Annotated in this window: 14 protein-coding genes and 1 pseudogene; 1 reads left to right on the top strand and 14 read right to left on the bottom strand. The window is 42.3% G+C overall.

Features of this window, described 5'->3' with window-relative positions:
- Nucleotides 1-289: 289 nt before the first annotated feature.
- From glnA to miaA, 7 genes are all read right to left on the bottom strand, one after another.
- Nucleotides 290-1624: a type I glutamate--ammonia ligase gene (gene glnA, locus CVD28_RS16970; protein ID WP_101594038.1), complete on the bottom strand. Its 1335-nt coding sequence runs from the start codon at nucleotides 1622-1624 to the stop codon at nucleotides 290-292.
- A 40-nt stretch (nucleotides 1625-1664) separates the two neighbouring features.
- Complete coding sequence (locus tag CVD28_RS16965) at nucleotides 1665-2075, bottom strand: MerR family transcriptional regulator (RefSeq protein ID WP_101594035.1); 411 nt, start codon at nucleotides 2073-2075, stop codon at nucleotides 1665-1667.
- Between the two features lie 124 nt (nucleotides 2076-2199).
- On the bottom strand, nucleotides 2200-3471 hold the full coding sequence (locus CVD28_RS16960) for a methionine gamma-lyase family protein (protein ID WP_101594034.1): 1272 nt from the start codon (nucleotides 3469-3471) through the stop codon (nucleotides 2200-2202).
- A gap of 16 nt (nucleotides 3472-3487) precedes the next feature.
- Nucleotides 3488-4744 carry a GTPase HflX gene (hflX, locus tag CVD28_RS16955; protein ID WP_101594032.1) on the bottom strand — a complete coding sequence of 419 codons (1257 nt, stop codon included), beginning with the start codon at nucleotides 4742-4744 and terminating at the stop codon, nucleotides 3488-3490.
- 235 nt (nucleotides 4745-4979) lie between these two features.
- A complete protein-coding gene (gene spoVK / locus CVD28_RS16950; protein ID WP_374702539.1) occupies nucleotides 4980-5915 on the bottom strand; it encodes a stage V sporulation protein K in 936 nt (311 codons plus the stop codon).
- A gap of 528 nt (nucleotides 5916-6443) precedes the next feature.
- Complete coding sequence (gene hfq, locus CVD28_RS16945) at nucleotides 6444-6677, bottom strand: RNA chaperone Hfq (protein WP_101594028.1); 234 nt, start codon at nucleotides 6675-6677, stop codon at nucleotides 6444-6446.
- 31 nt (nucleotides 6678-6708) lie between these two features.
- Nucleotides 6709-7665: a tRNA (adenosine(37)-N6)-dimethylallyltransferase MiaA gene (gene miaA, locus CVD28_RS16940; RefSeq protein WP_101594026.1), complete on the bottom strand. Its 957-nt coding sequence runs from the start codon at nucleotides 7663-7665 to the stop codon at nucleotides 6709-6711.
- A gap of 724 nt (nucleotides 7666-8389) precedes the next feature.
- On the opposite strand from miaA, the pseudogene CVD28_RS16935 reads away from it, so the two are divergent.
- Nucleotides 8390-8618, top strand: a pseudogene (locus CVD28_RS16935) (transposase); the annotation flags it as partial.
- Between the two features lie 226 nt (nucleotides 8619-8844).
- Here CVD28_RS16935 and mutL read toward each other — a convergent pair.
- The 7 genes from mutL to CVD28_RS16900 all read right to left on the bottom strand — a co-directional run bounded on the left by mutL (nucleotide 8845) and on the right by CVD28_RS16900 (nucleotide 19411).
- Entirely contained in the window at nucleotides 8845-10794 is a 1950-nt protein-coding gene (gene mutL, locus CVD28_RS16930; RefSeq protein WP_101594023.1) for a DNA mismatch repair endonuclease MutL, read from the bottom strand.
- A 29-nt stretch (nucleotides 10795-10823) separates the two neighbouring features.
- Entirely contained in the window at nucleotides 10824-13436 is a 2613-nt protein-coding gene (gene mutS / locus CVD28_RS16925) for a DNA mismatch repair protein MutS (RefSeq protein WP_101594021.1), read from the bottom strand.
- A 183-nt stretch (nucleotides 13437-13619) separates the two neighbouring features.
- The gene (locus CVD28_RS16920) at nucleotides 13620-14156 is read right to left on the bottom strand and encodes an outer spore coat protein CotE (protein ID WP_101594018.1); all 537 of its coding nucleotides are present in this window, start codon (nucleotides 14154-14156) and stop codon (nucleotides 13620-13622) included.
- Between the two features lie 220 nt (nucleotides 14157-14376).
- Nucleotides 14377-14859: a spore coat protein gene (locus CVD28_RS16915; protein WP_101594016.1), complete on the bottom strand. Its 483-nt coding sequence runs from the start codon at nucleotides 14857-14859 to the stop codon at nucleotides 14377-14379.
- A 331-nt stretch (nucleotides 14860-15190) separates the two neighbouring features.
- Entirely contained in the window at nucleotides 15191-15625 is a 435-nt protein-coding gene (locus CVD28_RS16910; RefSeq protein WP_101594013.1) for a RicAFT regulatory complex protein RicA family protein, read from the bottom strand.
- 1 nt (nucleotide 15626) lies between these two features.
- Nucleotides 15627-17171 (bottom strand): tRNA (N6-isopentenyl adenosine(37)-C2)-methylthiotransferase MiaB, encoded by a 1545-nt coding sequence (gene miaB / locus CVD28_RS16905; RefSeq protein ID WP_101594011.1) that lies wholly within the window; start codon nucleotides 17169-17171, stop codon nucleotides 15627-15629.
- Nucleotides 17172-18235: 1064 nt separating this feature from the next.
- Complete coding sequence (locus CVD28_RS16900) at nucleotides 18236-19411, bottom strand: glycine C-acetyltransferase (RefSeq protein WP_101594008.1); 1176 nt, start codon at nucleotides 19409-19411, stop codon at nucleotides 18236-18238.
- Between the last annotated feature and the right edge of the window lie 18 nt (nucleotides 19412-19429).

Below are 19429 nucleotides of genomic sequence, written 5' to 3'. Positions count from 1 at the left end.
TATACAGCCATGATACTGCTGAAATGAAAAGACAAATGATTGAAAAGCCCACTAATTTATGTTGGCTAATTTTTTGGTGGTCATTTAATGGTCAAAACAAATATTAATTAGGTGGTCAAATGTACAGAACATGGTGATAAAAGGGTAACAAAAGAGGTAACGGATTACCTATAATCCATTACCTCTTTATAGTATCAAATATAACTGAAACGTTGATAAATCAATATATATAGTATGCAGCAACAAAAATATTACATTTGAACACCCATAGTGTCAAGGGTTCTCCATCTTAGTACATTGTCATATACTGCTCGCGTTCCCAAGGATGAACTTGTGTACGGAACATATCCCACTCAATTTCTTTTGCTTCAATAAAGTGCTCAAGCAAGTGGCTTCCCAAAGCCGAAGTGATGACTTCGTCAGCCTTCAGTTTGTCTAGGGCAGCCGCTAGAGTAGCCGGAAGATCGATGATTCCTGCTTCTTCACGCTCTTCTTTATTCATTACATAGATGTTGCGGTCAACTGCTGGAGGCGGAGTCAATTTGTTCTTGATTCCATCAAGTCCTGCTTGCAAAATAACAGCCACTGCAAGGTATGGGTTGGCAGCCGGGTCAACACTGCGTACTTCAACGCGTGTACTTACGCCACGGGAAGCCGGAATACGAATTAGCGGACTGCGGTTACGTGCAGACCATGCAACATAACATGGTGCTTCATAGCCAGGAACCAGACGTTTGTAAGAGTTTACAGTCGGGTTTGTTACAGCAGTGAAGCTTGGTGCATGCTTAAGGATCCCTGCGATAAACTGGTGTGCTGTTTCGCTAAGCTCTAGGTCACCTTCTGTGTCATAAAATGCGTTTTCATTGCCTTTGAAAAGAGATACGTTGCAGTGCATTCCGGAACCATTAACACCAAACAATGGTTTTGGCATAAAGGTTGCGTGAAGGCCGTGCTTACGTGCAATTGTTTTTACCACAAGTTTGAACGTCTGAATATGGTCACAAGCCGTAACTGCATCAGCATACTTGAAATCAATTTCATGCTGTCCAGGTGCTACTTCGTGGTGGGAAGCTTCAATTTCAAAGCCCATTTCTTCCAGTTCAAGTACGATATCGCGGCGGCAGTTTTCGCCCAAGTCAGTCGGAGCCAGGTCAAAGTATCCGCCTTTGTCATTTAGCTCAAGAGTTGGTTCACCTTTTTCATCAAGCTTGAAAAGGAAAAATTCAGGCTCAGGCCCCAAGTTGAAGTCCGTGAAGCCAAGCTCCTTCATTTCATTTAAGATACGCTTTAGGTTTGTGCGAGGGTCACCTTCAAAAGGAGTACCATCTGTATTATAAATATCGCAGATCAGGCGGGCTACCTTACCTTTTTCGGAAGTCCAAGGGAAAACCACCCATGTATCTAAATCTGGATACAGGTACATATCAGATTCCTCAATGCGGACGAAGCCTTCGATGGAAGAACCGTCAAACATCATTTTGTTGTCCAATGCTTTGCCTAGCTGGCTGACTGGAATTTCAACGTTTTTGATAGTTCCAAGAATATCCGTGAATTGAAGACGGATATACTTTACATTTTCTTCCTTCGCCAACCGTGTAATATCTTCGCGTGTGTACTTTGCCATGGTTCGAGTCCTCCCTAACATTTCAATAAATCTTTTATTTTTAATGGAAAAAGCGTGACATGTCTCCCTGCCGAAGCGAGGTGCGATTTTTGCCGCTGTGCATCATTTCTGCACGGAGAAGCTTTCGAAGCTCACTATCGCTTAATACAGGTCTGGATGCTTTTTCTTCTTGCTCACCAGTGATAGTATTTACTTTATCTTGCTCTTTTTTTACCTCAAGTATTTTCTTGATGCCTGCGAGGTTCACACCTTGTTCAAGCAGGTCTTTAATTTCCAGAAGCCGGTCGATATCTATCAGTGAAAACATTCGGCGATTTCCTTCGGTTCTGGCAGGATGTATTAATTGATGCTCTTCGTAATACCGGATCTGGCGGGCAGATAGCTCTGTTAGCTGCATGACAATTCCGATAGGAAACAGTGGCATCGAGCGTCTTATATTGCTGCCGCTCATCCTTGCATCCTCCTCTTTTGTTTGAACTTAATGCTATTATATTCAATGTTAGTTTTCTTGTCAAACTAATGTTAGAAAATCTAACGTGTTTTTTATATAAAAAATAAAAGGCCAGATACGGCCTTTATTTAATGGTGATTAATCCCTTCTCGATCAAGGAATCAACAGCTGTCAAAATAGCAATTTTAACATGGGAATAAGTTAGACCACCTTGGACGTAAGCCACATAAGGCGGCCTTGTCGGTCCATCAGCAGTGAGTTCGATGCTAGCACCTTGAATAAAGGTCCCTGCAGCCATAATGACATCATCCTCATAGCCAGGCATATAGCTTGCATACGGCGTTACGTGGGAATTGACCGGAGAAGCAAATTGAATAGCCTGGCAAAAGGCAATCATCTTGTCCCGGTCATCAAATTGCACTGACTGAATCAGATCAGTCCTTTTTGCATCCCAAACAGGATTAGTATTCATGCCGAGCTCCGTCAAAAAGGCAGAGGTAAACATCGCTCCTTTTAAAGCCTGTCCCACCATATGGGGAGCAAGAAAAAAGCCTTGATACATTTCCTGCAGGCTGTATAGGGAGGCACCTGCTTCAGCTCCGATACCTGGTGAAGTCAAGCGAAAGGAGCAAGCTTCAACATATTCTTTTTTACCAACAATATATCCGCCTGTTTTCGCAAGGCCCCCACCCGGATTCTTGATGAGCGATCCCGCGATTAAGTCGGCGCCAATGTGGCATGGCTCAAGCTCTTCTACAAACTCCCCATAGCAATTGTCGACGAAAACAACCACATCAGGTTTTATTCCTTTTACCAATTCGATCATTTCCTTTATTTCTGCAATTGTATAAGAGGGACGTGTAGCATAGCCCTTAGATCTTTGGATTCCAATCATTTTAGTGTTTTCTTTTATCGAACTTCTAACTTTTTCAAAATCGACACGTCCCTCATCAGTCAGAGAAACTGCGCGGTAGCTAATATTGAACTCCTTCAAAGAGCCAATACCGCTGCCTCGGATCCCGACGATTTCCTCAAGCGTGTCGTATGGTTTGCCTGTTATGTATAATAATTCGTCACCCGGCCGCAAAATCCCAAATAATGATATCGAAATGGCATGCGTTCCCGAGATAATCTGCGGCCTTACAAGTCCCGCCTCACCGCCAAATACATCCGCATAAATGGATTCAAGGGTGTCACGGCCGCTATCATCGTAACCATACCCAGTAGTAGGGATAAAGTGGGAATCACTCACTTGATGGCGCTGGAAGCTTTTGAGCACCCTGAATTGATTTGTTTCTATTCTTTCATCAACTTCACGGTGCAAATCGGCAAGCTTTGTTTCTATTTTATTAGCGAGGCTTTTTAATGCTTCGCCATTTTTTAATTGCTGATACATTACTTATTTCTCCTCTTTACTTTGAAAATTTCTCCAGCTGTCCTGTTATCGGATGGTCCTGCATGGCATATCCTTTACATTCGTACTGTTCTTTTTCCTCATCAAATACAAGCGTCCTTAAAATTGTTTCATTTTTCAATTGGGAAAGAAGCTTCCCCTCACTTGAAGGAAGGAGCACATGATATGCTTCCATTTCCGCAATAACTTTATCTTCTATTTGAGTAAGAACCTTTTCGATATCATCCACAGAACGGGCACTGATTAATATAGATGCTTCCTTTGAAGAAGGGACAAACTCCGGATGCTTTAAATCACTTTTATTATAGATAACCAATTGTGGAATATCGTTCACTTTCAAGTCCTCCAACAGCCGGTTAACAGTTTTTTCATGGTTAAAATAATCCGGATTGGAAGAATCAACAACATGAAGAAGCAGGTCAGCTTCCTTAACCTCTTCAAGAGTAGACCGAAAGGCTGCAATCAGCGTAGTGGGCAGATCCTGGATAAACCCTACCGTATCCGTAAGTAAAGCTGTAAACCCGCTCGGCAGTACCGCTTTCCTCGTCATTGGGTCAAGCGTTGCAAACAACAAGTTTTCCTCGAAAGACCCTGCCTCAGTCAGCCTGTTAAATAATGTTGATTTTCCGGCATTTGTATAACCTACCAAAGCAGCCTGGAACGTTTTATTGCGCTTGCGTCTTTCCCGATATCGTTCCCGGTGCTTAACCACTACGTCAAGCTGGGTTTTGATTTCATCGATCCTTCTGCGGATATGGCGGCGGTCGCTTTCCAGCTTTGTCTCACCCGGACCTCTTGTACCAATTCCTGCACCAAGCCGGGACATTGAGGTACCCTGCCCGGCAAGCCTGGGCAATAAATATTGGAGCTGCGCCAGTTCCACCTGTAATTTCCCTTCCTTGGAACGGGCACGTCCCGCAAATATATCTAGTATCAATTGTGTCCGGTCGATAACCCTTGCTTTTAAACCTTGAGAAAGATTACGGATTTGGCTTGGTGACAGTTCATCATTAAAGATCATGATGTCCGGTTCCAATTCCTCCTCCAGCGCCTGCAATTCCTCTACTTTGCCTTTCCCTATATATGTAGATGGATGGATTCGGTCACGTTTTTGGGTTAAGGTGACTAAAACCTCGCCATTAGCTGTGTTTGTTAAAGAAGCCAGTTCATCCAATGAGTATTGGAACCGCTGATCATCCTCGTTTGTCTGGCAGCCAACCAGGACTACTTTTTCTTTTTCATCTTTTTTATCCATATTGCAGCCCCTCCTACAATGGAAATGCCCCTAAAAATTATTTATTAACTGGATTTTTATCCTTCCCATTAATTTAAATTCATTTTATTGGTTTCATTACCCATTGGTTTTCATTTTTACACTGGCCATTCTGGTTATTTTACCATATTAACTGCAGTTCCACTAATCCAGTCTGCCAGAAAAAAGCAAACAAGGTACCGCACTTTTACACGGCACCCTGCTTCTTAATAATAATTTAATCCTCGTCTTCATCGAACATTAAATCCTGACTCCGCAGTGTCATTAAGTCGCTTTTTTCATACGTATCCTCCATCAGCAGCCTCATGGCCTGAGTCCGTATGGATTTTTCAATCAGGTTGCGTATATAGCGGCCATTTGAAAATGACAATGGGCTTAACACCGTTTTTAAATACACGAGATGTTCACGCAACTTTCGCTCAGCGTCCCGGCTTAAGGAATATTCACGTTCATTCAGCATCCGCTGTGCTATTTCCAGGAGCTGCTGAATAGTGTAATCAGGGAAATCCACGACTATCGGGAACCTAGAATGCAGACCAGGGTTCAGCGTTAAAAAATAATCCATTTCTCTGGAATACCCTGCCAGAATCAATATAAATTCATGCTGGCGGTCTTCCATATGTTTGACTAGTGTATCAATTGCCTCCTTGCCGAAATCCTTTTCCCCTCCCCTGCCGAGTGAATATGCTTCATCAATAAACAGAATGCCGCCAATCGCTTTTTTGATTAAGTCTCTTGTTTTCTGAGCGGTATGCCCAATGTATTCCCCAACCAGGTCCGCGCGCTCTGCTTCTATCAGATGCCCCTTTGAGAGCACATTCATTTTTAGAAACAATTTCCCAATGAGCCGGGCTACAGTCGTTTTGCCGGTGCCGGGATTACCCTTAAACATCATGTGAAGCGCCTGTCTTCCTGCTTTTAAGCCTTTTTCTTCCCTTTTCTTGTTCACATAAATCCAGGCATAAATTTCTTTTATCATTTTTTTCATTTCATCCATCCCGACCAGCGTGCCAAGCTCTTCTTCAATTTCTTTTAAGGCCATATGCTGGGCGGGAATTTCTCTTACAATAATATCTTTTACCGGCGGGTCTTTTTTGATTGTTTTCCGCTTCTGGCCATTCAGTACAATATTAATCTGCCCATTATTCTTCATGCGGAAAGGCTCTTCCAAAGCTTTCACCTCTCAATTTCAAACGGTATGCTTTTGATCGGCGGTTTCGTAATAAGGATACCTGCTAAAGGCAGGTGGACAGATTCAATTCTGGGTCAATTATATACACGATTCGATATTTTTTAAGCAAGTATGACACGATTTGAATTGTTTCAACAAATTATTTTTTAAGGATGTCATTTCCTGCGCTTTCCCAAGAAATATTCCTCTTCTTAAATGTATTCAAGTTATCCGTCATTCATTATTCTAATTTGCTAAAAATTAAAATCTCCTGCTGAGAGGCGGCTTTTTGTGCAAAAACAATATGGGTTTTCCTTCCTGCCCATGTATGAAAAAATAAAAAGTAATCAGCCGGCTTCCACAATACGGTGTGAAGAAAGCTAAACGAAACAACTTCTTAGAGTTTTTACTTTTCATCTAATTAGTTTTTTGGATGCTGAATGATCGGCCAGCTCCATCTCTTTTCCGCAGAAAAAAACAGGCAGTGATTCTGCCTGTTACCTTGAATTTCTATTCTTTTGCTTCAAAATCAATCTGCACATTCCGCTGCGGGGCGAAAGTAGAGATTGCATGCTTGAATACCAATTGCTGCTTGCCTTCTGATTCAAATAAAACCGTGAAATTGTCAAAACCTTTTATCTGCCCTCTTATTTGAAAGCCGTTTAATAAAAATACGGTTACATAGGTAGAGTCTTTTCTTAATTGGTTTAAAAATTGATCCTGGATGTTTACAGATTGTTTCATTTGTTCGTTTCCTCCTCTATTATCTCTAAATTTATCTATTCGCCTTTATTGCTAGCTTTCCTGCAATATAAGCGGATATTTCATCAAGTTTTTTTTCAAAATTTGCCAGGTCGCTCATATCAAACCATGCCACATCCATTTTGTTACGGAACCATGTCAGCTGGCGCTTTGCATAGCGGCGCGAATTCTGCTTAAGAATCTCCACCGCTTCCTCCAGCATCGTTTTTCCTTCGAGATAAGCGTAGATTTCCTTGTAGCCGATTGCCTGGATAGATTGGCATTCCTTGAGACCCGATTCAAAAAGTGATTGAACTTCTTGAAGAAGGCCCTGCTGAATCATTAAGTCAACCCTTTGATTTATTCTTGAATATAAAAGGTCCCGTTCCATAGTAAGCCCGACAATCAGGGAATCGTAGTTACTTTCCTTCGGCTGGTCTTCCAGCTGTTCACTCATTGTTTTATTGGTACAATGAAAGATTTCAAGGGCTCTGATAACCCGCCTAATATTATTGGGATGTATGCGGCCTGCACTTTCGGGATCTACTTCACGCAAAAGATTATGTACTGCCTCATTCCCTTGCTCGGCGGCAAGCTGCTCGAGCTTTACGCGGTACTCTGGATCACCCGGAGCTTCTGAAAATTGATAATCATGAAGTACAGACTGAATGTATAACCCCGTGCCTCCAGCTATAATAGGAAGTTTTCCTCGCTTATGTATGTCTTTGATGATCTCTTTCGCCAGCTCCTGGAATTCATTAGCATTAAAGGGTTCATCCGGCTCCTTGATATCAATCATAAAATGAGGGATACCCTCCATTTCAGACGCGGATATTTTCGCAGTTCCAATATCCATCCGCTTGTATACCTGCATGGAATCCCCGCTGATGATTTCGCCGTTAAACCGCTTCGCCAGTTCTACACTAAGCTTCGTTTTACCGACCGCGGTAGGCCCGATAATTACCAACAGTTTTTCTTTTTCATGATTCAAGCCACTCACTGCCTAACTTTTTTTCCTATCTTACCATACTTTTGTTTTAATACAGCAAACTTCTATCCATTTTAGGCTAAAAGCTTGGATTCTATTCAAAGCGCAACTATCTTTTTATTCATTATCGCCGACAGTTTTTGGGCTTCTTTTTCAAATGAGGCGTTCTTAAAAATGTCTGTTTTGTCAGCCTCGCCTTTTTTGCCTTACTTATGGTTCTATCAGAAATGAATCTGGATTACAAAGTTTTTGCATTAATTTTATACTTTTATTTAGTATACATCTGGCTAATTCGATAAAAAGAGCCAAAAGATTTGTTGTCTACAGTTATTTTTTATTTGGCCTGTTAATGGGGTCCGTTGATTTCCGTTCCATGCGCCTCGCTTTCCGCGGGGCGGGCGGTGAGCCTCCTCGTCGCATGCTCCTGCGGGGTCTCACCTGTCCCGCTGCTCCCGCAGGAGTCTTCGCGCCTTCCACTCCAATCAACTGGCTTTCAAACGTTACTAGGGAACATTCCTAAAATCTATCTTAAAATGGATACATAAAGTGTTTGAAGTGACGGAGATGCTTTCAAAAACAATCCTATCCAGCGAGATCAATTAGAGATGGGTTCTTCAGACCAACTTGTCCCACAGGATCATATGGTCCGTAAGATGGAAACAGCCCTTGACTTCTAATTTATCTATGACTTGATGAAGAATGTCTATTCGCAAATGGGCCGCCCAAAAAGGATTATGTAGAGGAAACAGATCATTTGCGACATCACAAGATTGTAAAACCAATCTATTCGAAACGCAAAGAAACGATAGAACTCGTATTCGTAGATGCAAAAGAAAAGCATGGCATGCGTTCAACAACGTTAAGGGGACTTGGAAAATTGGCGATGCAGGCGATGCTTACGTTCGGCTGCCATGAATTTGGCAAACTGGATATGGCATGGTCCAAAAGTGGCCTAATAAATAAGGCTAAGTGAGGCCATTCACACTCAAAATAAGCAAAAATAGAAATAATCACAAAAAAGGGGTTCGGAATAAGACCATTCCAAACCCCTTTTGTCGACAATCTGAGCCAACAGATTTGTTGGCTTTAAACAGTTCATATTTAACTTAATTTATGCAAAAAATTTGTTTCGCCATTTATAGATTTAACATGAAGGGGTCTGAATTTTTACTGCAAAAACCTCTACATCACCCGTTTAAACATCTTCTCCATATCATAGGTTGAGTAGTGAATAATAATCGGTCTTCCATGCGGGCATGTGAACGGATCAGACGTATGACGAAGCTCGTCGAGAAGGGATTGTATTTCATCATTCCGGAGGTGACGGTTCGCTTTAATAGAGCCTTTACAGCTCATTAAAATAGCCGCTTCTTCCCGCAGCCTTCTAATATCCACTTTCTTCATAGAGAGCAGCTGTTCGATCATTTCCTCGAGCACTTCCTGTTCTTCGCCTTTTGGGAACCATTGCGGATGGGACCTGACGATGTAGGTAAGGTGGCCAAACTCCTCAAGGAATACCCCAACTCGTTCCAATTCATAGCGATTCTCTTCAATTTTCAGGCATTCATCCTGGGAAAATTCAAGAGTAATAGGGACAAGCATTTCTTGTAATTCGTTTTCAACCTTGCCTAGTTTATCTGCAAAAAACTCGTACTTAATCCGTTCCTGGGCGGCATGCTGGTCAATGATATAAAGACCATCCGCGTTCTGGGCAAGAATATACGTTCCATGCATCTGGCCAATTGGATATAAAACGGGAACCCGAGAGGAAGCTGCAGGTGCTTCAGTAATGATCGGCTTTGCTTCGTGAATAACGGAAGAACTATCAGGTTTGGCAGATTCTATCCTGCTGTAATTCTCCTCCAGTGAAGAACCAAGATCCAGTTCCTCCGGTTTGGCTTGCAATGGCTGCTCTGCTGTTAAAGCATAGGAACCATTTGACCAGCTTGTTCCTGCAGAGCCTTCGAATGCAAATCGCTCTGAATCGGAACCCGCAGTATCAGGAGAGTGTGTTTCCGAAGCACTCCTGCCAGTTTTGTTATAGCTATTGTCTTTTTCTAAAATTGGCAGATGGTCTAATTCAAAAGCGGTTTGTTCCGATTTAGGCTTTTCTGCCCTTGGTGCGGCAATTCCGCTGGGAATAAGCTGAATTGTTTTAAAGGCTTGTTTTATCGCCGAAGTAATAAGCTGCGAGCATTCTGCCTCTTTACTGAGCCTTACCTCCATTTTGGAGGGGTGCACATTTACATCCACTAATACCGGATCCATTTCAATAGAAATAAGTGCGATCGGATATCTACCCACAGGAAGCAGTGTGTGAAAGCCTTCCATTATTGCCCCAGCAAGCGAGTAGCTTTTTATGAACCGGCCGTTTACCATTAGCGAAATATAATTACGGGATGCCCTTGTCATTTCAGGAAGTGTCACATAGCCGCTAATTCTATAATCAAGCGACTCACCCTGAATTGGAATCATTTTCTTAGCCATGCTATATCCATAAATGGCAGCGAGCACCTGAAGAACGTCACCGTTTCCATTTGTTTTAAGCAGCCTTTTTCCGTTATGGATAAGTGTCATGGAAACGCCTGGGTTTGCAAGTGCAAGCCTGTTTACAACATCGGTAATATTCCCCAGTTCTGTATGAATGGTTTTCATGTATTTCAGCCTGGCAGGCGTATTATAGAATAAATCTGATACTATAATATCTGTTCCCCTTCTGCTTGGGCCTGGCTCGTGAACCTTTATTGTTCCCCCCTCAACGATCATCCTTGTGCCGGCTTCCTCACCGGTACAAGTTTTTATTTCGAGGCGGGAAACGGAGGCGATACTCGGGAGGGCTTCACCCCTGAAACCTAGCGTACGGATCCGGAACAGGTCGTTTTCATCTTTAATTTTACTGGTTGCATGCCGTTTAAAAGCAGTAGGAACATCTTCTGCAGCAATGCCGTTCCCATTATCAAGAATACGGATCATTGCAAGTCCGGCTTCCTCCACTTGTATTTCTACTACTGAGCTGCCTGCATCAATAGCGTTCTCAGCAAGCTCTTTAACGACAGAAGCAGGGCGCTCAACCACTTCACCGGCTGCAATTTTGTTTGCGAGCATCTCATCAAGCTGGATAATCTTCGCCATACGATCACCTCTCAAAAAATCGGGAAGAATTATTTTAATAGCTTTTGCAGTTTATATAAAGAATTAATGGCCTCTAATGGAGTCATCTCCAATATCTCCATAGATTTAATCTGCTCTATCAGTTTTTTCTCTTTTGATGTTAACTCAGATTTCTGAGGCTTCTCCTGAACTCCGAAAAAGGATAGCTGCGCTTCCTCTGGAGTTTCGTTCAGGTTATTTTGAACTGGCTCATCTTCAGTTTGTTTCTCGGCTGAAACAATAGGAGCTTCCGTACCTTTTTCAAGGCTTGTAAGAATTTGATTTGCCCGCTTAATCAGTTCATCTGGCAGTTCAGCCAGCTGGGCAACATGAATTCCATAGCTTTTGTCGGCGGAGCCTTCTTTGATTTTATGCAAAAAGACGACTTTTCCATTTTGCTCAACCGCGCTAACATGAACATTTTCCAACGAAACAAGCTGTTCGGACAGCGAAGTCAATTCATGATAATGAGTTGAAAATAACGTCTTGGACCCGATATTGTCATGGATATACTCAATGATCGCCTGAGCGAGCGCCATACCATCATAGGTAGATGTACCTCTCCCAATTTCATCAAATAAAATCAGGCTGTTTTCTGTTGCATTGGCAATGGCGTTTCTTGCCTCAAGCATTTCGACCATGAACGTACTTTGTCCGGAAATCAGATCATCGGCAGCACCAATCCGGGTGAATACCTTATCAAAAATCGGCAAAACAGCTTTGGTTGCAGGAACAAAGCAGCCAATTTGAGCTAGGATGGCAGTTAGAGCAACCTGGCGCATGAAGGTGCTTTTTCCTGACATATTAGGACCAGTTATAAGCAGCAGTTCCCGTTCAGCATCCATATAGCAGTCATTAGGCACATATTCCTGTGTTTGCAGGACTTTTTCCACAACTGGATGGCGCCCTTCTTTAATCACAAGCTTTCTTTCTTCAGAAAAAACAGGTTTCACATAATGGCGCTCTTCACTGACAGCAGCAAAGCATTGGAGAACGTCCAGCTCACTTACAGCCTTGGCCAGTTTCTGAAGCCGCGGGATATAGTCCTTCACTGTTTCCCGGACCTGTATAAAAAGGTCATACTCCAATCCTGCTATCTTTTCTTCGGCCTGAAGGATCAGCGTTTCTTTCTCCTTGAGCTCCGGTGTGATAAACCGCTCAGCATTTGTCAGTGTTTGTTTCCGCTCATACCTGCCCTCTTCAAGAAGGTGCAGATTTGCCCGGCTCACCTCGATATAGTAGCCAAACACCCGGTTATATCCAATTTTAAGCGATTTAATTCCGGTCCTTTCCCGTTCCTGACGCTCCAGGTTTGCAATCCATGTTTTTCCGTTCCGGCTTGCATCCCGGTACTGGTCAAGCTCCTCATTATAGCCATCACGAATGAGGTTGCCCTCTTTTATCGATAATGGAGGATTGTCCTGCAAAGCTAATTCCAGCAAGTCAGTAATTTCTTCACAAGGGTCAAGGCGGTCAGAAATGTTTTGGGCCTGTTCGTGGCCCATAGAGGATACCGTATGCTTAATGCCTGGAACCTGTTGCAGTGAGAATTTCAGCTGCATTAGGTCTCTGGCGTTCACATTGCCAAAAGCAACCCTTCCTGCCAGCCGTTCGAGGTCATAAACATTTTTTAGCTGTTCCCGCAGATCCTGCCTTTCGAAAAAGTGCTGGATCATAGTCTCAACAAGTTCCTGCCTGCGTTTAATTTGCTTTTTATCGATCAGAGGCCTGTCGATCCATTGCTTGAGAAGCCTTCCTCCCATCGCTGTTTTCGTTTCATCCATCAGCCAGAGCAGGGACCCTTTTTTCCCTTTTGCCCTTATCGTTTCTGTCAATTCAAGATTCCGTTTTGAGTAGAAATCGATTTTCATAAACTGATTATTTTCATAGATAGTAACAGGCTGTAAATGATCAAGGTTCCGCTTCTGGGTCCTGAACAAATAGTGCAGCAGCCTGGACATGGAAATCCGGTGTTTCTTTTCGACTGCATCCAGCAGTGCTGAGAAAACAGGAATTTCTTCTTCAGAATCTTCCAATGAAACGGCCAATCCCCGCTCTTTAAGGTCCTTTTGCCAGGAGACAGAAAAGCTGCCGGCAACAACGATTTCCTTTGCTCCTATAATGGCCAGTTCGTTGTAAAGGTCAGAAAACTCGCCTTTAAGCAAGGTCGCCTTATTTTCACCGGTAGACAGGTCTGTATAGGCAAATCCGAAGCTGCCGTCGCTGAAATCTGTTACAGAAGCAATGAAATTATTTTCCTTTTCATCTAGTGCTCTTCCCTCCATTTTTGTACCTGGAGTGATTAGCTGGACTACTTCTCTTCTGACAACGCCCTTTGCCTGCTTCGGGTCTTCGGTCTGCTCGCAAATTGCTACTTTATAACCTCTTTCAATAAGCGTATCTATATAATTAGCGGCTGAATGATATGGTACGCCGCACATTGGTATTTTCTCTTCACCGCCGCCTTCTCGGCTAGTTAAAGTTATTTCGAGTTCCTGTGATGCCTTCAGTGCATCATCAAAAAACATTTCATAAAAATCGCCTAGCCTGAAAAATAAAAAGGCATCCTGGTACTCTGCCTTAATCCGTAAGTATTGCTGTATCATTGGCGTGTATGTAGCCATGCAACCCAAAACCTTTCTTAGCAAAAATAGTATTCTATTTCTATTTTGAGATATTCAGATTCCATTATAACATAAGAAAAAAATGACTGAATAAGCTTAAATCTATTGTTTGTTGGTAAAAGAAGATATGGATGTTAAAAAAAATCAAAAAACTAGGAAGAAAATCTCCCTAGTTCACATTTGTTAATGATTGTCAGCTGATTCCATAAAGTCAGGATTTAAGTCTTCAAGCTCATCATCTAAATCATAGCCCCAATCGTCATTGTCGCAGCCGCCCGGCTTAATAGAAACACAGATCTTTGTTTCTCCGATTACTTCGACAAAGAACTCTCTCTCCACTTGGACATCAATCTTTTTACCGCATGGCGAGATGCTGGCTTCAATACAATTTGGCTGCTGAATGACTCTGGCGAAAACCTCATTGTCGTCAAAGCAGTCAGGGTCACGGTAGTGAAGCTTAATTACATCTTTGTAATTAACTTTTTCTGTTACGACTTCCGTTCTTGTATTGTTGTTATGTGAATACCAAACGTTGATATCGTAACTGCCGCTAACCTCAACTTTCCTATCGACTTTTTTCGCCTCGTACTTGTGGTTGATGATCCAACAGCCAAGTATACTGGAAGGATGATGAGCCGGGGTAATGGTATGCGTGGACTTTGTGTATTTGCGCCCCTTCGCAACCACCGCTTTACTGATTATTTCTCTATACTGTGACATCTAGCGAACCCTCCTCATTCAGTTTCAATTCATCCTATGCGTGTGAAATGTCTAGTGTGCGTATATTTCAGCTTGGTCTTTCACTGGTTTCAAATCTATTTTCTGTATTCCAATTCATTAGATAATGCGTAAACGCCCTGCGGCTGTAAGAGTAAAGGCAATTGCTGCAGTTCCTCTAAAGTACTGCGAAAATATTATAAATGGGCTGTTAACAGGATGATTAATACTCTTCAGCTAATGCGGCATTTGCCAATTTCAAATCATTCATCAGGAGCTGCTGTAGATCATAGGACGGATATATTCCTTTTTTGTAAGTATAAAGAAATACTTGTTCGTGCCATTTAATTGCAGCGACAAGATGTCTTGTCAATACTTCCCGAAGCATGGGTGTTGCTGTTTCGGTTATGGCGATTGCATAATTTCTTACTGCAACTTTTGCAGTTCCTAACAAATCACTAGCTAAAAACACTTCTTCTTCAGATATGCGCAATTCTTCCATTCCGGGAGCAGCCGGATAAAACATGATTAATTCCTTGATATTTTTTTCGAGCGCTTGAATCGAAATTACATAGAGTGCCCTTAACTCTTCCTCTCTTATCATTTTCACATTCTTTTTCAGCTTGTATAAAAAAGTAGATTGCAGTGCAACCAATTCATGAAGTTCCATAGTTTCATGCCATGCCAGTGTTTTAGGTTGATTCATCTTTGTATCCTCCTCGATTTCACTAATCCACACAGCTTACATTATTCAATGGGCACTAAATAGTGCATGGTCTTTTTGATACCGTCTTGGACTGCTCGGTAAAGCACTTGGATTTAAATAAAGGTTTAGGAGGCAGATAAAAGGGGTTAAAGCTTAGGGAGAAGTAGATTATTAGCGCAGGCTCGCTGAAAAAAAGGAAGTAATGGGAATATCCTAATAAATTATGCTGATTATTTTAATCCTTTCGGAGAAGAGAGCCCCAAATACGAAATGGTTTTTCTGGATAAAAGTAAAACCCTTGCCAGCGGGCAAGGGTTTTAGTCTTTATCTATTATGAACAGCTGCTTGAGCCTGCTGATGCACGGACCTTTGATCCAGTTTCACCTTGAAGGACATCACCCTCTGTTGCTTCAATAATTAAGTCTGTTACTGTGTTTGAAACCTGTGAAGCCACCATTTGCAGCAAATCGTTAACATCCACCTGTGATTGTTTAAACTCCTGAACAACAGGAATTTCATCAATTTCTTTTTCAATTGCTTCAATTTTCCCCTGAACCTGAGCATACGCTTTTTCTTTACCGTAATGCTGGAAGTTTATGGCCTGTTTTTGCAGGCTTTTCAGGCTTGCTATCATTTCACGTACCTTTTGGTTTTCATTGATTTGCTCTTCCGCACGCTTGAAGAACTCGACTTCCTCTGTTTCTGCGATCATTTTCGCCAGGTCAGCCGCCTTTGCCAAAATATCATCTTTAGTATACTTTGCCATCCTATATCACCTCTACGCTCTCTGCTTCAGTAACCATTTCCCCGTTTAATGACCAAGTTTTTGCATCGGTGATTTTTACCTTAATAATTTGGCCAATCGAGGATTTAGGCCCCCTAAAGTTTACAAGCTTATTTTTTGTAGTATAACCTGCTAACACATCAGGATTTTTCTTGCTTTCACCCTCAACAAGCACTTCGACGATTTGGCCCTGCAATGCAAGCATTTTTTGAGCGGACAGTTCATTGACCAATGCATTCAGACGCTGTAAACGCTCTTTTTTCACTTCCATTGGGACATTGTCCTCCATTTTGGCAGCTGGAGTGCCTTCCCTTGGTGAATAAATATAAGTGTAAGCCGTATCAAAGCCTACTTCCCGATAAAGGGACATTGTGTCTTCGAATTGCTCATCCGTTTCGTTTGGATAGCCCACGATAATATCTGTAGTCAATGAGGCATTCGGAATAGCAGCTTTTATTTTTCTGACCAGCTCAAGATACTGTTCACGCGAATATTTTCGGGCCATGATTTTTAATACATCCGTACTTCCGGATTGGACAGGAAGGTGGATATGATCCATCAGGTTTCCGCCTTTTGCAAGGACCTCAATTAAATGGTCATCAAAATCGCGTGGATGGCTTGTCGTAAAGCGAATGCGAGGGATATCAATTTTGCTTATTTCCTCCATTAAATCGCCAAGCCTGTACTGTGTATCCTCCAGGTCTTTTCCATATGCATTTACATTCTGGCCGAGCAATGTTACTTCCTTATAACCTTGAGCAGCCAAATGGCGGACTTCCTGAATAATATCTTCAGGACGGCGGCTCCGTTCCTTTCCGCGTGTATAAGGAACAATACAGTACGTACAAAACTTGTCACAGCCATACATAATGTTAACCCACGCCTTTGTATTGCCTTTTCGCACCTTTGGAAGGTTTTCAATTACATCCCCTTCCTTTGACCAAACCTCAATTACCATTTCCTTAGAAAGATAAGCTTCATTTAATAGGTTTGGCAAACGGTGGATATTGTGAGTTCCGAAGATCATGTCAACAAATGGATGCTTTTGCAAGATCCTGTTTACAACTGATTCTTCCTGTGACATACAGCCGCAAACTCCAAGAAGTAAATCAGGCTTTTCTCTCTTAAGAGCCTTTAAGTGTCCAAGTTCCCCAAAAACCTTGTTTTCAGCATTCTCCCTGATCGCGCATGTATTTAGAAGGATTACATTCGCATCTTCGGCATTATCGGTATGGGTGTACCCTAATGCCATAAAGATACCCGCCATTACTTCCGTATCATGCTCGTTCATTTGGCAGCCATATGTGCGGATAAGGAATTTGCGTCCTTCTCCCATCCCGCGGAATTCCTCTGAAATCGCGAAATCTTTATGATATTGAACTTCTTCTTTTCCGCGTTTCTTGGCATCCTGCAAGGAAGGTGGCACATACACACCCTGAAAGTACTTGCTGTAATCCTTTTCGGATTTTTTGTCCGCTGGATTTTCAGTTTGTACATTTTGAGACTCTAACCTTTGTTTTTCGTTCATGGTTATCCCCTTTCATGTATGATAGGAATATTGATTTTTTTACAGATCAGAAGTATATATATTTTCCTTGTGTAAATTCATGCAGCCAGTTCAAATTCTTCACCAAGATATGGTCGATAATCTGCCGGTTTTTCTGCTAAAAAATGCGCCCTTTATAAGCTTACATAGCACGCAACATCGAGATATACACATTATCATAGTATAAAGGTTTTAGAGTTATAGTACAATACTTCCCAATCCCCATTGGCAATTGTAATAAAAAGTTCATAATATTTTATAGACAATTTTTTTGTATTCGGCTTTTTTGAAAAATTTATTTTGGGCAGTTCCATAATTTGGCGAGTAATATTAGTATTTCTGCGAGTATTTTGGTCTTTTCTGCGAGTAAATGCTTTTTAGACATGTGGAGGTTTTGAGGAAGAAGGATTTTTACTGTTGGTTATCTTAGGCTTTCCTTTTTTTGTGAAAAAGGGTGAGCTGCGCCGATTAGAAAAACTAATTAAAATAAAGTGAAAATTATCACTTAGGAATTTGTCTCGTTTAGCTTCGCTCACACCACCATTAATGTGTTAGCATGGTGCGAACTGCTTAGTTTCGTATTTCCATGCATAGCTGGGAGTATTAACACATGATTGTTTTTCTGTATGCTATTTCAAAGTTTTTTAAGCGAAGCCTTGCCTATTACCAGCAAGACTTCGCTTTTAAAATTAAACTCTGTTAAACTTGCCTGTTGATTTCCGCTTTAGTGGCGGTCCTGGAGCCTCCTCGGCGTTACCGCCTGCGGGGTCTCCCTTGGTCCGCTTCTCCCGCTGGACATTGAATTAGCTGCTTGAAAAAACACCGCACGAAGGAAATGCCAAGCATTGCCGAGGAGTATCGCGCCTTCCGCTCCAATATAGAAAAGCGAAAGCGCCCTGTTCAGCCCCGACAAGCATAAGACAAGCGCTGACAGAAGGCGCTTTTTGCCTTCCGAAGTGATTGGCTTATGACCTCGAGGGGCTGGGCGCTGCAGCTAGACATCAACATAGTGTCAAAATCAACAACGAACTTTATCTTAGCTAAAATTATATAATCCCCAGTTCTTTTCCTGCCTTTTCAAATGCATTCAATGCTTCTTGAAGTTCTTCCTCGGAATGCTGGGCCGTAACAATGGTTCTTACCCTGGCAAGCCCTTTTGCTACCGTTGGAAATGCGATCCCCTGTGCAAAAACACCGTGCTCTAACAATTTATCTGAGAATTGATGGGACAATGCCTCATCACCTACCAATACAGGAGTGATTGGTGTTTCACTGCTTCCCGTCTTAAAACCAAGCTGTTTCAGGCCATTTTTAAAGAACTTGGTGTTTTCCCAAAGTCTTTTAATTAATTCCGGCTCTTCCAGCAATACATTAATTGCTTCGATGCATGCCATTGTTACAGCCGGAGGATGGGAAGTACTGAATAAGAAAGGACGGCCTTTGTGAATCAGGTAATCTATCAGTGTTTTTGAGCTGGCAACGTAACCGCCCAGGACCCCGATTGCCTTGCTGAGCGTCCCCACCTGAATATGAACCCGCCCATCCAGGCCGAAGTGGTTTACTGTCCCGCGCCCGTTAGCACCTAGGACTCCTGAGGCATGCGCATCATCTACCATGATAAGCGCATCGTATTTTTCTGCGAGTTCCACGATTTCAGGCAGAGGTGAAATATTGCCATCCATAGAGAATACTCCATCTGTAACAATTAAGCGCTTTCTAAAGCTCTGCGTTTCAATCAGTGCTTTTTCCAGATCGGCCATATCAATATGTTTATACACCTTTCTTGCCGCCTTTGTAAGCCTGATTCCATCGATGATTGAAGCATGATTCAGCTCATCAGAAATGACCACATCTTCAGGTGAAAGTATGGCTGAAAGAACACCCTGGTTTGTAGTAAAACCGGACTGGAATACCAGAGCCGCTTCTGTGTGTTTAAATGCAGCCAATTTGCGTTCCAGTTCATTATGCATAGTAAAGGTTCCTGCAATCGTTCTGACAGAACCGGTACCTGCACCATATTTATCCACCGCATCAAGTGCAGCTTGTCTTAGCCGGGGATGAGAGGTAAGTCCGAGGTAATTATTGGATGAAAGCTGGATTACTTCCTTTCCTTTTACAACAACCTTTGATCCCTGTTCTGATTCTAGCGGAACAAGCTGGCGGAAAGTTCCTTCCTTTCTCATAGAATCCAATTCTAACTGAAGATATTCGAAGCCCTTCATTCAAAAACCTCCTATATG

It is taken from the genome of Bacillus sp. M6-12 (genome assembly GCF_002860285.1).
Lineage (GTDB): Bacteria > Bacillota > Bacilli > Bacillales > DSM-1321 > Peribacillus.
The sequence above is the reverse complement of the archived record's forward strand: the minus strand, read 5'-3'. Positions and strand labels throughout refer to the sequence as shown.

Bases quoted from the DNA above. Each gene is read 5' to 3' on its own strand.
- glnA (WP_101594038.1), bottom strand. From the start codon at position 1,624: ATGGCAAAGTACACACGCGAAGATATTACACGGTTGGCGAAGGAAGAA.
- CVD28_RS16965 (WP_101594035.1), bottom strand. From the start codon at position 2,075: ATGAGCGGCAGCAATATAAGACGCTCGATGCCACTGTTTCCTATCGGA.
- CVD28_RS16960 (WP_101594034.1), bottom strand. From the start codon at position 3,471: ATGTATCAGCAATTAAAAAATGGCGAAGCATTAAAAAGCCTCGCTAAT.
- hflX (WP_101594032.1), bottom strand. From the start codon at position 4,744: ATGGATAAAAAAGATGAAAAAGAAAAAGTAGTCCTGGTTGGCTGCCAG.
- spoVK (WP_374702539.1), bottom strand. From the start codon at position 5,915: ATGAAGAATAATGGGCAGATTAATATTGTACTGAATGGCCAGAAGCGG.
- hfq (WP_101594028.1), bottom strand. From the start codon at position 6,677: ATGAAACAATCTGTAAACATCCAGGATCAATTTTTAAACCAATTAAGA.
- mutL (WP_101594023.1), bottom strand. From the start codon at position 10,794: ATGGCGAAGATTATCCAGCTTGATGAGATGCTCGCAAACAAAATTGCA.
- mutS (WP_101594021.1), bottom strand. From the start codon at position 13,436: ATGGCTACATACACGCCAATGATACAGCAATACTTACGGATTAAGGCA.
- CVD28_RS16920 (WP_101594018.1), bottom strand. From the start codon at position 14,156: ATGTCACAGTATAGAGAAATAATCAGTAAAGCGGTGGTTGCGAAGGGG.
- CVD28_RS16915 (WP_101594016.1), bottom strand. From the start codon at position 14,859: ATGAATCAACCTAAAACACTGGCATGGCATGAAACTATGGAACTTCAT.
- CVD28_RS16910 (WP_101594013.1), bottom strand. From the start codon at position 15,625: ATGGCAAAGTATACTAAAGATGATATTTTGGCAAAGGCGGCTGACCTG.
- miaB (WP_101594011.1), bottom strand. From the start codon at position 17,171: ATGAACGAAAAACAAAGGTTAGAGTCTCAAAATGTACAAACTGAAAAT.
- CVD28_RS16900 (WP_101594008.1), bottom strand. From the start codon at position 19,411: ATGAAGGGCTTCGAATATCTTCAGTTAGAATTGGATTCTATGAGAAAG.